The following is a 12445-nucleotide window of genomic DNA, read 5'->3' on the forward strand; positions in this document are numbered from 1 at the left end:
GGCTGGCCGGGCGGTGCCCCCGCGGGGCTCACCCCTAGCGTGGAACCCATGACCACGGCATCCGTCCTTCCGCCTCCTCCGCCGGCGCCCTCGGGCACCGACCCCGCCGCGAGCACGACCGCGCCCGCGTCGGCACCCGCGGCCGTCACGGCTGCGCCGACCCCGCCGCGCATCCGCGTCGCCTCTCCCGGCCGGGTCGCCGGTGCCGCCGCGCACCTCGCCGCGCTCGGCCTCATCGGCCCCGCCGTCTTCAGCGCCCTGTTCGGCATGCTGGGCGCCGGTCTCGGACTGCTCGCCGCCCTCTTCGTCGGCGTCATCGTGCTCGTCGCCTTCGTCTACGTCCTCTTCGCCATCGCCTGGTTCGAGCGCGCGCGTCTCGACGGCCTCTACGGCTTCGGGCTGCCGCCGCTGCGTCCGCGGCGGAGCCCCCGCCCCGGATTCGTCGGCGTCCTCGACACGATCTGGCTGCAGGCGAAAGACCCCGGGCAGTGGCGCGCGGTGGCCTCGTTCACCATCGCGACGCTGCTGGGAATCATCACGCTCGCCGTCGCCGGCCTCGCCGCCTGGGGCCTGGCGTTGATGATCAGCCCGATCTTCGGGTGGTCGAACACGCGGCTGCTCGGCTTCGTCCCCCTCGAGGGGGTCGCCGCCCCGCTCGTGGGACTCCTCGTCTTCGTGGCGTCGCTCGCCGCGATCGTCGGCCTGGCGGTGCTCCACGGGGTCATCGCCCGAGCCATCCTCGTCCCCTCCCGCGAGGCACAGCTCGAGGAGCAGGCTCGGACGTCCGACACCCGCCGTGCCGGAGCCGTCCGCGCCGCCGAGGTGGAGCGCACGCGCATCGAACGCGACCTGCACGACGGCGTCCAGCCGCGCCTCGTCTCGATCGGTATGACGCTGGGCCTGGCCCAGACCAAGATCGACGACGACCCCGAGGCCGCGAAGGCGCTCGTCGCCGAAGCGCACGCCTCGACCAAGTCGGCCATCACCGAACTGCGCCAGCTCGCCCGCGGCATCCACGCCTCGGTGCTCGACGATCGCGGACTGGATGCCGCCCTCTCGGCGCTCGCCTCGCGCTCGCACATCCCGGTCACCCTCGACGTGCGGCTGTCGCGCCGCTGCAGCCGTCCGGCCGAGGCGGCCGTGTACTTCTCGATCGCCGAGGCGCTGACCAACGCCGCCAAGCACTCCCGGGCGACCGGATGCCGCGTGCACGTGCGCCTGCGCGAAGACGGGACCCTGTGGGCCCGGGTCGAGGACGACGGGCTGGGCGGTGCGCGCATCGTCCCCGGCGGGGGCCTGGACGGCATCGTCAACCGCGTCACCGCCGCCGGCGGCACCGCCCGCATCGACAGCCCCCAGGGCGGTCCGACGACGGTGGAGGTGAACGTACCGTGCGCATCCTGATCTGCGAAGACAGCGTGCTGCTGCGCGAGGGGCTCGTGCGCGTGCTCGCCGACGACGGCCATGAGGTGGTCGCCGCCCTCGCCGACGCCGACGGCCTCGAGGCCGCGGTCGCCGAGACCGCACCCGAACTCTGCATCCTCGACGTGCGGCTGCCGCCGACCTGGACCGACGAGGGCATCCGCGCCGCGATTGCGCTGAGGTCGCGGCATCCGGGGCTCGCCGTACTGGTGCTGTCGCAGTACGTCGAGGAGCAGTACGCCAGTGACCTCATCGCCGACGGGCAGGGGGCGCTCGGCTACCTGCTGAAGGACCGGGTCGCCGACGTGCGGGACTTCCTCGACGCGCTCGTCCGCATCGCCGGCGGGGCGACGGTGCTCGACCCCGAGGTCGTGGGGCAGCTGCTGGCGCGGCGTCGCCGCGACGAGCGCCTGCAGAGCCTCACCGAGCGCGAGCGTTCCGTGCTCGCCCTGATCGCCGAGGGGCGCTCGAACCAGTCGATCGCGCAGGCGCTGTTCGTCTCGGAGGCCAGCGTCGAGAAGTACATCACCGCCATCTTCACCAAGCTGGGCCTCGAGCAGGGCGAGACGGGCAACCGCCGCGTCATCGCCGCCCTCGTCCACCTGGGCCACGACCACACTGGAGCTTCGTCATGACCGTTCAGCCCCCGCTCGACCCCTCCTCACCCGCCCCGCCCCGCCGGCGCGGCGCGGCCCTCGCCGTCTCGATCGCGACCATCGTCGTGGGCGGATGCGTGCTCCTCGGCGCGGTCGTCGGCACGGGCGTGTCTGCGGCGGCGACCTTCCGCGACAGCGGCACCGCCGTCGACGCGGGCGAGACCTCGACGAACGGTCTCACCGACCTCGACGTGGAGGTGGCCGGTGGGGCGCTCACCATCGAGTACGGAGACGTCGCCGACGCCCGGCTCGACACGAACGGGCGCGACTCGAGCGGGTGGACGTTCGAGCGCGACGGCGACACGCTGCGGGTGAGCTCGCCCCGGGCGGGACTCGTCGGATGGGCCGGCGACGCCACCTCGGCCACCCTCACCCTGCCCCGCACGTCGGCGACCACCGATCTCGACGCTCGCATGGACGTGGCCGGCGGTGCGCTCGATCTCGACATCGACCTGGCGTCGCTGACCGTGGAACTGGCCGGAGGCACGGTCGATCTGTCGGGCAGCGCGCGCACCCTCGACGTCTCGGTGGCGGGGGGTGCCGCGTCGACGACGCTCACCGGGGTCGACACCGCGACGTTCGAGGTGGCCGGGGGAAACCTGTCGGCCACCCTCGACGGGGTCGCGCCCGCCCGCACCACGGTGAAGGTCACCGCGGGCTCGGCCGACGTCACCCTGCCCGACGACGCGTACGACGTGACGATCGACGGCGGCCTCGGCAACGTCGACAACCGCCTGCGCACCTCACCGTCGGCGACGTCGGTCGTCGACGTCGAGGTCGAGCTGGGGCAGGTGTCCCTGACGTCCTGAACCGCGTGAGTCGCCGGTGTTCGTCGCCCCGCTCGGCTCGCGGGCGACGAATACCGGCGACTCACGCGCGGGTGCGGGCGGGGCGCGAGGCGGCGATGGCGGCCAGCACGAGGACGATCCCGGCGATCTGCGCGACCGCGAGCGACTCGCCGCCGACCATGACGCCGAGCAGCACCCCGGTCACGGGATTGAGCAGTCCGATCAGTCCCACCGTGCCGGCGGGCAGGTGACGCAGGCCCGTGAAGTAGCAGACGAAGGCGAGCGCGGTCGCGACGACGGCGATGCCCGCGTAGGCGGCGATCCCCGCGGCATCCACCCGGGGCGGTGCGCCTTCGACCGCGACGGCCGCCACCGTCAGGGCCAGTCCGCCCGCGATCAGCTGCCACGAGGTGGTCGCGAGCAGCGGCACCTCGTCGCTCCAGCGCGTGGCCAGGATGCCGCCGAGCGAGAACACCAGCAGCGCGGTGGCCGAGATCACCACCCCGAGCGCCGGCACCACTCCGGTGCTCCAGCCCACCACGAGCACGACACCCACGACGCCGAGCAGGGTTCCCGCGGCCCAGCGCAGGGTCGGGCGCTGGCCGAGCAGGGGCCAGGCGAGACCCGCCAGGGTGAGCGGCGAGAGCGCCATCACCGACGAGGCGATCGAGGAGGGCAGCAGCTGCGCGGCGAGGTAGACGAGCACGAAGAACGCGCCGAAGTTGAGCAGCCCCAGCACCGGCGCCTTCCACCACCAGCTGCCGCGCGGCCGGCGGCGGGCGAGGGCCCACAGCAGCAGGCCCGCGGGGAGGGCGCGGAGCGCCGCGCCCCAGAGCGGGGCGTCGGCCGGCAGAAGATGTCGCGTGACCACGTAGGTCGCTCCCCAGGCGATGGGGGCGACCGCGGTGACGGCGACGAGACGCCATTTATCTTCCATGGAAGGCACTATAGCTTCCGCGGAAGATATAGTGGGAGCATGGATGCCGACCACGTCGACCGGATCGTCGAGCAATGGGCCGCCGAACGCCCCGACGTCGACGCCTCACCGATGCAGATCTTCGGGCGCCTCAGCCGCATCACCGATCACCTCGAGGCCGAGCTTCTCGGCGTCTTCCGACGCTTCGGTCTGGGCGAGGGCGAGTTCGACATCCTGGCTGCCCTGCGCCGCGGCGGCGAGCCCTACGCCTGCGCCCCGGGCGAGCTCGCGCGCCACACGATGGTGACCACCGGCGCGGTGACGAAACGCGTCGATCGGCTCGTGGCATCCGGTCTCGTCTCGCGCAGCGCGAGCGACGGCGACGGTCGCGGTCGCGTGGTCTCGCTCACCGCCGAGGGCCGCCGGGTGATCGACGAGGCCGTGGTCGCGCACGCGGCGAACGAGCAGCGCCTGCTCGCGTCGTTGACTCCCGCCCAGCGCCGCGCCCTGGAGTCGCTGCTGCGCGAGTGGGGGAGCGCTCTGGGCGTCTGAGCCCCCGGTCCCTCCCGCGCCGCGGGCCGGGCCGGGTCGGGTCGGCGGGGACTAGGACTTCAGGGCTTTGGCGATGCGCTGGGGCGACACGGGCTCGGCCGTGCCGAGGCGCTGGGCGAAGAGACTCACGCGCAGCTCCTCGAGCAGCCAGCGGGTCTGAACGAGGTTCGCCGGCGCGTCCGCCGGGAGGGGCATGGCACCCCCCGCCTCGACGAAGCCGGCGGCGGTCCGCTCGTACTCGGTCATGCGCTGGCGGTCGCGGCCGGGGTTGTCCGACAGGGTCTTCACCCGGTCGAGAGCACCCGCGAGGTAGCGCGGGTAGTGCTGCAGCCGGGGCAGGCCCGCGCGCGAGAGGAACCCCGAGAACAGCAGGCCCTTCAGCTGCCCCCGCACGTCGTTGAGGGCTCCGAGCAGGGTGATGGACGCGGCATCCTTCATCGCCCGCTCCACCTCGCGCTGGCCGAGCAGGATCTTCGCTGCGAGCGAGACCGTCTGGAACGTACGGTCCACCGACGCCGCCGAGAACGCGTCGCGCACCCGCTCGAAGTCGGCCCGGGTGCGCACCAGGCCCGAGGGGGTCTCGCGCCGCAGGATGTCGTCGGCCAGGGCCACGCGCGCATCCTCGATCAACGCTTTCGCGTTCTGGTACGGGGATGCCGCGAGCGCGAGCTTCTCGTTCGCGGTGAGGTGATCGAGAACGTACGTCGCGGGGGAGGGCACGGCGAGCAGCATCAACCGGCGGATGCCGGCGCGGGTGTTCCGCGCGGCGTCCTCGGGGGTCGCCTCGACGCGGAGCGCCACGCTGTCGCCCTCGTCGACGAGAGCCGGGTAGCCGCGCACGACGCCGCCGGCGACCGGGGTGTCGACGACCTCGGTCAGCTCGTCGAGGTCCCAGGTCGTGAGCTTCGCGCGCGAGGCGAACGCGGGCGAGGCCTCGGCGACGCGTGCCGACGCGCGGGTCGAAGGGCGCGCGATGGTCGACTCGACGCTCGAGCGAGCCTTGTCGGCCAGGCGGCGCTGCAGGGCGCCGAGGTCCCGGTCGCTGCCGATCGCGCGGCCGCGGGTGTCGACCGCGCGGAACGACACCATCAGGTGACCGGGGACGCGCTCGAGCTCGAAATCGGCGGCGCTCACGCGCTGGTTGGCGACGCGCTGCACAAGGGCGGCGAGCGAGTCGACGAGCGTGGTGCGGGGCAGGCCGTTGGCCTGCTCGGGCCCCTTCTCCGCCAGCTCGGCGCTGAACTTCTCGGCCCAGTCGGCGGCGGGCACGACGTTGCGGCGGATGGTCTTGGGCAGGGCGCGCAGCAGCGCCGTGACGAGCTCGTCGCGCATGCCCGGCACCTGCCAGTCGAAGCCGTCGGGCCGTAGCTGCGCGAGCAACGGCAGGGGGACGACGACCGTCACGCCGTCGTCGGGGGCGCCGGGTTCGAAACGGTAGGCGAGGTTCAGCGTCTGGTCGCCCTGCTGCCACCGGGCGGGGAAGGCCCGGTCATCGCCCTGCGCGCGGTCGCCGGTGAGGTCGGATTCGCGAAGGTCGAGCAGGTGCGGCGTGCGGTTGGAGGCGTCTTTCCACCAGGCCTCGAACGAGCGCACGTCGCTGACGTCGGCGGGGATCCGCGAGTTGTAGAACGCGAAGACCGCTTCGTCGCCGATGAGGATGTCGCGGCGGCGCTCGCGCTCCTCGATCTTCTCGAGCAGGCGGCGTTGTTCCTGGTTGCGACGCAGGAACGCGGTGAGCCGCTTATCGAGCACCGAGGGGTCCCACTCGCCCTCGACCAGGGCGTGCCGCACGAACATCTCGCGCGCGAGCGGACGATCGAAGCGCGCGAGCTGCACCCGGCGCCGGCCGACGAGCTCGACCCCGAAGAGCGTCACCTTCTCGTAGGCCGCGGCGGCCCCGGCATCCTTCGACCAGTGCGGCTCGCTCAGCGACCGCTTCACCAGGTCGGGGGCGAGGTCCTCCGCCCACGCCGGGTCGACGGCGGCGACCGTGCGCGCGAACAGCCGCGAGGTCTCGACGAGCTCGGCGGCCATGACCGCCGACGGACGCCGCTTCTTCAGCCCGGAGCCCGGGAAGATCGCGAATCGCGCACCGCGCGCGCCGATGTATTCGCCCTTGGTGGGGCGGGTCTCTCCCGGTGCCTTGCGATCCTTGGCCTGCGCGACGGTGCGCGGATCCAGGATGCCGAGGTGCGACAGCAGTCCCGAGAGGATGGCGCGGTGGATGGCATCGCCGGCGGCGTGGCCCTCGGGGGCGGAGACGTCGAGCTGGGGGCCGCGTTGCGAACCTCGTCCCGATTCGTGCGAGCCGTGTCCCGAATCATGCGGCCTGGAGGGGTCTGAGACGGCCGAAAGTGGGACGGGGTTCCGCCCGCCGCGCCCGCGCCCGCCCTCACCGCCGCGCCCGCCGTCGCCGGAGCCGCGCTCGCCGCCCAGCGATCGCAGCTGCCGGTGAACGTCGACCCACTCCCGCACGCGCACGTAGTTGAGGTGCTCGCTGCGGCAGAGGCGTCGGAAGGCGCTCGAGCCGAGCTCGGCCTGCTTCTCCTGCAGGTACTCCCACAGGTTCAGCAGCGAGAGGAAGTCGCTGGTGGGGTCGGTGAAACGTGCGTGGAACCGGTCGGCCTCGTCGCGGCGCTCCTCGGGGCGCTCGCGCACGTCTTGGATCGACATGCCCGACACGATCGCCAGCACCTCGGACTGCACGTCGTTGCGGCGCGCCTCGATGAGCATGCGGGCGAAGCGGGGATCGATCGGCAGGCGCGAGATCTCGCGGCCGATCTCGGTCAGACGGGGCGTTCCCGACTCCCCGCGGGCGGGCAGCTTCACCGCGCCGAGCTCGACGAGCAGGTCGAACGCCGCCTTGACTCCGCGCGAATCGGGCGGGGTCAGGAACGGGAAGGCCTGGATGTCGCCGAAACCGAGCGAGAGCATCTGCAGGATGACGGATGCGAGGGAGGTGCGCAGGATCTCGGGTTCGGTGTACTCCGGACGCCGGGTGAAGTCCTCTTCGGAATACAGGCGGATCGCGATGCCCGGCGAGGTGCGTCCCGCGCGGCCCGAGCGCTGCTGCGCCGAGGCCTGCGAGACGGCCTCGATCGGCAGACGCTGGATCTTCGAGCGGTTGCTGTAGCGCGAGATGCGCGCGGTGCCGGTGTCGACGACGTACCGGATGCCGGGAACGGTGAGGCTCGTCTCGGCGACGTTGGTGGCCAGGATGACGCGGCGGCGCACACCGGCGACGCTCGAACGCTCGAACACGCGGTGCTGTTCGGCGGCGGAGAGGCGTCCGTACAGCGGCAGCACCTCGGTGGGCGCGGCGTCGTTCCGGTACGCCCCGCGGATGGCATCCGCCGCATCGCGGATCTCGGCTTCGCCGGGGAAGAACACGAGCACGTCGCCCGACGACTCCCGGTCGAGTTCGCGCAGGGCCGCCACCACGGCTCCGACCTCGTCGACGTCGTCGTCGTCGCGCCCGGGCTTGGCGGCGGGCCGGGCCGAACTCCTGACTTTCTGCGGGCCGGACGCCTGGCGGCGGCGGGATGACGCGGCGTCCGTGCCGTCGGCATCCCCATCCTCAGGAGTTTCGCCCGCACCCTCGACGATCTCGGCCCCACCGGCCGGTCGATAGCGGATCTCGACCGGATACGTGCGGCCCGACACTTCGATCACCGGCGCGAGAACCGGATCGCCGCCGGGCTCGGCCGGGGGAGCGGCGAAGTGGCGCGCGAAGCTCTCGGGGTCGATGGTGGCCGAGGTGACGATGACCTTGAGGTCGGGGCGCTTCGGCAGGATGCGGCGCAGGTACCCGAGCAGGAAGTCGATGTTCAGCGAGCGTTCGTGCGCCTCGTCGACGATGATCGTGTCGTAGCGGCGCAGAAGGCGATCGCGGTGGATCTCGTTGAGCAGGATGCCGTCGGTCACCAGCGCGACGCGCGTGTCGGCCGACACCTTGTCGGTGAAGCGCACCTTGTACCCGACGGTGGAGCCCAGCGGCACCTGCATCTCTTCGGCGATGCGCTCGGCGATCGTGCGCGCGGCGATGCGGCGGGGCTGCGTGTGCGCGATCGAGGTGCGCCCGAGCTCGAGGCAGATCTTGGGCAGCTGCGTGGTCTTGCCCGAGCCCGTCGCCCCGGCCACGATCACGACCTGGTGGTCGCGGATGGCGCGCGCGATCTCGTCCCGCGCGGCGCTGACGGGCAGCTCGGGCGGGTAGACGATGACGGGTTCGACAGACACAGCCTTCGAGCCTATCGCGGTGTCCGCCGTCGGGTGCCGTGCGCGCCCCCCGATGCGGGCGGAGCGCCGAGACCCGTCAGGGCATCGACGCCTTCTGCGCGAGGATGCGGGAGGCCGCGGCGTCCACCTTGGCCGCGAACGCGCTGTCGGCCTGCGCCCGGGCGAGCACCGCCTCTCGCATCTCGGGGTAGACCGACGAGTCGGCCGACACCAGCAGCAGGTCGATCCCCGCCTCGACCGCGAGGGTCGCCCGGTCGGCCGGCGACCACGCCTGCACCTGCTGGGCGGCCGAGAGGTCGTCGGTCGTCACGACGCCGTCGAACCCCACCGTGTCGCGCAGCACACCCACCACGGTGGGCGAGAAGGCGGCGGGGGCGTTCGGGTCGATCTTGGCGTAGACCGCGGTCGAGAGCATGACCACCGCGGGACCCGCGGGCAGCACGGTCGAGTACACGCCCACGTCGGCGCCGTCGGCGGTGACGAAGTCGTCGGTGACGCCGGCCGTGGTGTCGGTGTTCTCCCCCACGTGACCGAGGCCCGGGAAGTGCTTGAACGTCGGCAGCACGCCGCCGTCGCGCATCCCGTCGGCGAACGCCCCGGCCTTCGCGGCGACGGTGGCGCCGTCGTAGCCGTACTCGCGCGCGAGTTCGCCGATCGGCGGATTGGATGCCGCAGTCTCGGGGCTCGTGACGATGTCGGCGACGGGGGCGAGGTTCATGTTCACGCCCGCCTGCGCGAGCTGCGCGCCCCAGGTCGCCGCGTTCGCCCGCAGCGTGGCGTCGTCCTGCCCGCCCTGGTCGACGGCCGAGGGGATCTCGTCGAACCCCGGGCCCGAGAGCACCTGCACGGTTCCGCCTTCTTGATCGGTGGCGACCCACAGCTCGGGGTCGCCGGCGGCGACGGCCGAGGTGAATCCGCCGACGAGCGCGGCGGTCGCCTGCGTTCCGGCATCCGATCGTCCGTGCAGGAAGATCCCGCCGATGTGATCGTCGGTCACGGCGGCGAGGGTGGTCGGGTCGGCTCCGTCGACCGAGGTGCCGACCATGAACATCTGACCCACCTTGTCTTCCAGGCTGAGAGCCGCCGCCGGGTCGGGCGTGGCTGTCGGCGTCGGTGTGACCGTCGGCGTCGGCGTCGGTGACGGTGATGCCGTCGGACTCGGCGCCGGAGCCGGTGGCGGCACGCAACCGGTCAACGTCAGGGCGGTGAGCACGAGTAGGACCGCGGAGCGCGAGGCGTTCTTCACCCCCCGATCGTCTCGCATCGAGGACGCCCCCGTCTGCTCCGCCCGGGAATCAGCCGTTTCCGACGGAGCACGTGGACTGGTCGGCCTTCGACCCGCTGACGTTGCCCGGCAGCTCGACGACCTCCGGCGCCGGCGTCGCCGCCGTGGCATCCGGTGCCGGCGTCGTCTCGACGGGCGCCGGCTGCGGCTGCGACGGATCGATCTCGACGCCGCCGTTGGCTCCCGCCTCACCGGTGAGGGCGAGGGGAGCGTTCCGGGCGAGGGCGTCCCAGAGCACGGCCGCCGCCGCGTCGTCGGGGATCACGCGGTTGGTGTCGGACGGGTCGTCGACCACGGGGTACTGCACGAAGGTGACGTCGCCGAGGGGCACGTCTTTCAGCGTGTAGCCGAGCTGCGCGAGGCGCAGCGGGTCGGCCAGGCTCTCGCTCGGGGTGATGTTGTCGACGGCCGTGTTGGCCAGGCCGATCAAGGTCGCCGGGTTCGAGAGCACCTCGTCGCTGCGCAGCTTGTTGAGAAGCCGCGAGAGGTACTGCTGCTGGTTGCCGATGCGCGCGAGGTCGCTGCCGTCGCCGATGCCTTTGCGGGTGCGCAGGAACGCCAGGGCGTCGTACCCCTTCACCACGCGCAGCCCGGGCTCCCACGCGATGCCCGCGTCGTAGTCGTCGATGCCGTCGCCGCCGATGCACACCTCGACCCCACCGACGGCGTCGGTGATGTTCACGACGTTGCCGAAGCTGACCTTCGCGGCGAACGGGATCGGCTGGCCCGACAGATCCGACACCGTGTCGGCGACGCAGGTCAGGCCGCCGGCTTCGTACGCGGTGTTGATCGAGGCCTTCCCGACGCCCGACGAGACCGAGCCGTCTTCGCGCGTGCAGTCCGGGATCGCGACCTGCAGGTCGCGGGGGAACGACACCACCGTCACGCGCCGCGGGTTCGTCGAGACGTGCACGAGCAGGTTGACGTCGTTGCGGTTGCCCTCGGCGCCGGGGTCGGTGCAGCGCTCGCCGAAGGCGTCTTTGACCTGGTCGTCGCACTCGTCGGTGCCCACGACCAGGAGCGAGAACGGCTCGTCGTAGGTGCTGAGCGACGGAGCCTGAGAGGGCGCGTCGTTGAGGGGCACCGCGGCGTCCTGAAGCCTCTGCGACAGCGACCATGCCGTGTAGCCGCCCACGACCAGCGCGGCCAGGACGATGACGGCGACCGTGAGGGCGATGATTCTGATCCACCGCCGACGAGGCGATGCCGGGCGGACCCGCGAGCGCTGGGCGGGGGGCGAGCTCTGCATCGGGTCAGTCAACCACGCTGACCCGCGCCCACCTGTGCGCGGCGCGTCGGGGCGACCCCGTGAGAACGGCCCCGCCGGGGGCGAGGCCGCACGCCGTCACGCACGCCGACGGGGCGACCGGTGTCCCGGCCGCCCCGTCGGTGGGGTCCTACTGACCGCCCTCGGTGAGCGTCACCTCGATCGGCGTGTAGTCGCCGTCGACGGTGACCCCCTCGTCCTTCAGCTCCGACAGGGCCGCCTCGATGTACTCGTTGGAGTGCGCCGTGTCGGCGGGCTCGGTGGTGATGAGGTTCAGACCGTCCTGGTTGACGGCCTTCATCGCTCCGGCGACCGTCTTGTCCCACGCTGCGGTGTCGATCATGCCGAAGTCGCCGCCGGTCCAGATGAGCTTGTTGACCTCGTTCATCTGCCACAGCTGGTGGGTAGGGCCCACGGGGAACGCGTCGACGCCCGGCGCGGTCGCGGCGGCGTACGTGATGTCCGCGGCCTCGGTGGGGTTGTCGCGGGCGTACACCCAGCCCTTGACGACGGCCTTGAGGAAGCGCTTCGCGGCGTCGGCGTAGGCGGGGTCGTCGGCCAGTCGCTGCGTGTCGGCCCAGAGGGCATCCTGCAGCATGGCTCCGGCGGTGTCCTCGTACGAGATCACGTCGATGTCGTCCATCGTGTAGAGCTTCCCGGTGGCGGGGTCGACCGTCTCGAGCAGCTGCGCGAGCTCGTTGTAGGTCATCGCCTGGGCGGCATCCACGTCCTTGTCGAGCAGGGCGTTCATCGAGAAGTCCTGCGTCGTGATCTGCACGGTCGAGGCGTCGAGGCCCTTGTCGGCCATCGCGGCGAAGATCTCCCACTCGTTGCCGAAGCCCCACGAGCCGATGCGCTTGCCCTCGAAGTCGTCGACGCTCGTGATGCCCGAGCCCTTCCACGACACCTGGGTGGTTCCCGACTTCTGGAACACCTGCGCGATATCGGTGAGTTCGACCCCCTGGTTCTCCATCGTGCCGAGCACCTTGGGCACCCACGCGACGGCGAAGTCGACATCGCCCGCGACGAGCGCGTCCTGCGGCACGATGTCGCCGCCCGAGGGCAGTACCTCGACGTCGTCGAAGCCCTCCTCCTGGAAGTAGCCCTGGTCGAGGGCGACGTAGTAGCCCGCGAACTGCGCCTGCGGCAGCCACTGCAGCTGCAGCTTCACCGAGGTCAGGGGCGTGAAGTCGCCCTCGGACGCCGCGGGTTCGGAGCCTCCGCCCGAGCAGGCCGACAGTGCGAGGGCCGCGACGGCGACCCCGGCGACCGCGCCGAGGGCGCGACGGGTGCTGTGTCTCATGGATGGTCCTTCCGGTT

At 72.3% G+C, this 12445-nt stretch carries 9 protein-coding genes; 4 read left to right on the forward strand and 5 right to left on the reverse strand.

Annotation, left to right across the window (positions count from 1 at the left end; genetic code table 11):
- The first annotated feature begins 48 nt into the window (after positions 1-48).
- The 3 genes from BJP65_RS14735 to BJP65_RS14745 are packed head-to-tail and all read left to right on the forward strand — an operon-like array spanning position 49 to position 2887.
- Complete coding sequence (locus tag BJP65_RS14735; RefSeq protein ID WP_055839772.1) at positions 49-1404, forward strand: histidine kinase; 1356 nt, start codon at positions 49-51, stop codon at positions 1402-1404.
- Positions 1392-2057, forward strand: coding sequence for a response regulator transcription factor (locus BJP65_RS14740; RefSeq protein ID WP_070409623.1), 666 nt, complete (start codon positions 1392-1394; stop codon positions 2055-2057). The genes BJP65_RS14735 and BJP65_RS14740 overlap by 13 nt, the downstream gene beginning before the upstream one ends.
- The gene (locus tag BJP65_RS14745) at positions 2054-2887 is read left to right on the forward strand and encodes a DUF2807 domain-containing protein (RefSeq protein WP_070409624.1); all 834 of its coding nucleotides are present in this window, start codon (positions 2054-2056) and stop codon (positions 2885-2887) included. Before BJP65_RS14740 ends, BJP65_RS14745 begins: the two co-directional genes overlap by 4 nt.
- Before the next feature lie 61 nt (positions 2888-2948).
- On the opposite strand, the gene BJP65_RS14750 is transcribed toward BJP65_RS14745, so the two are convergent.
- On the reverse strand, positions 2949-3803 hold the full coding sequence (locus BJP65_RS14750; protein ID WP_070409625.1) for a DMT family transporter: 855 nt from the start codon (positions 3801-3803) through the stop codon (positions 2949-2951).
- 39 nt (positions 3804-3842) lie between these two features.
- On the opposite strand from BJP65_RS14750, the gene BJP65_RS14755 reads away from it, so the two are divergent.
- Complete coding sequence (locus BJP65_RS14755; protein WP_070409626.1) at positions 3843-4334, forward strand: MarR family winged helix-turn-helix transcriptional regulator; 492 nt, start codon at positions 3843-3845, stop codon at positions 4332-4334.
- A 51-nt stretch (positions 4335-4385) separates the two neighbouring features.
- Here the strand turns inward: BJP65_RS14755 and BJP65_RS14760 are convergent, their stop codons facing one another.
- From BJP65_RS14760 to BJP65_RS14775, 4 genes are all read right to left on the reverse strand, one after another.
- Positions 4386-8573: a DUF3418 domain-containing protein gene (locus tag BJP65_RS14760; protein ID WP_070409627.1), complete on the reverse strand. Its 4188-nt coding sequence runs from the start codon at positions 8571-8573 to the stop codon at positions 4386-4388.
- Positions 8574-8649: 76 nt separating this feature from the next.
- A complete protein-coding gene (locus BJP65_RS14765) occupies positions 8650-9837 on the reverse strand; it encodes a glycoside hydrolase family 3 N-terminal domain-containing protein (protein ID WP_070409628.1) in 1188 nt (395 codons plus the stop codon).
- Positions 9838-9868: 31 nt separating this feature from the next.
- The gene (locus BJP65_RS14770) at positions 9869-11107 is read right to left on the reverse strand and encodes an LCP family protein (protein WP_070409629.1); all 1239 of its coding nucleotides are present in this window, start codon (positions 11105-11107) and stop codon (positions 9869-9871) included.
- Positions 11108-11255: 148 nt separating this feature from the next.
- Entirely contained in the window at positions 11256-12428 is a 1173-nt protein-coding gene (locus tag BJP65_RS14775; RefSeq protein ID WP_070409630.1) for an ABC transporter substrate-binding protein, read from the reverse strand.
- Positions 12429-12445: the final 17 nt, after the last annotated feature.

The organism is Microbacterium sp. BH-3-3-3, assembly GCF_001792815.1.
Taxonomy (GTDB): domain Bacteria; phylum Actinomycetota; class Actinomycetes; order Actinomycetales; family Microbacteriaceae; genus Microbacterium.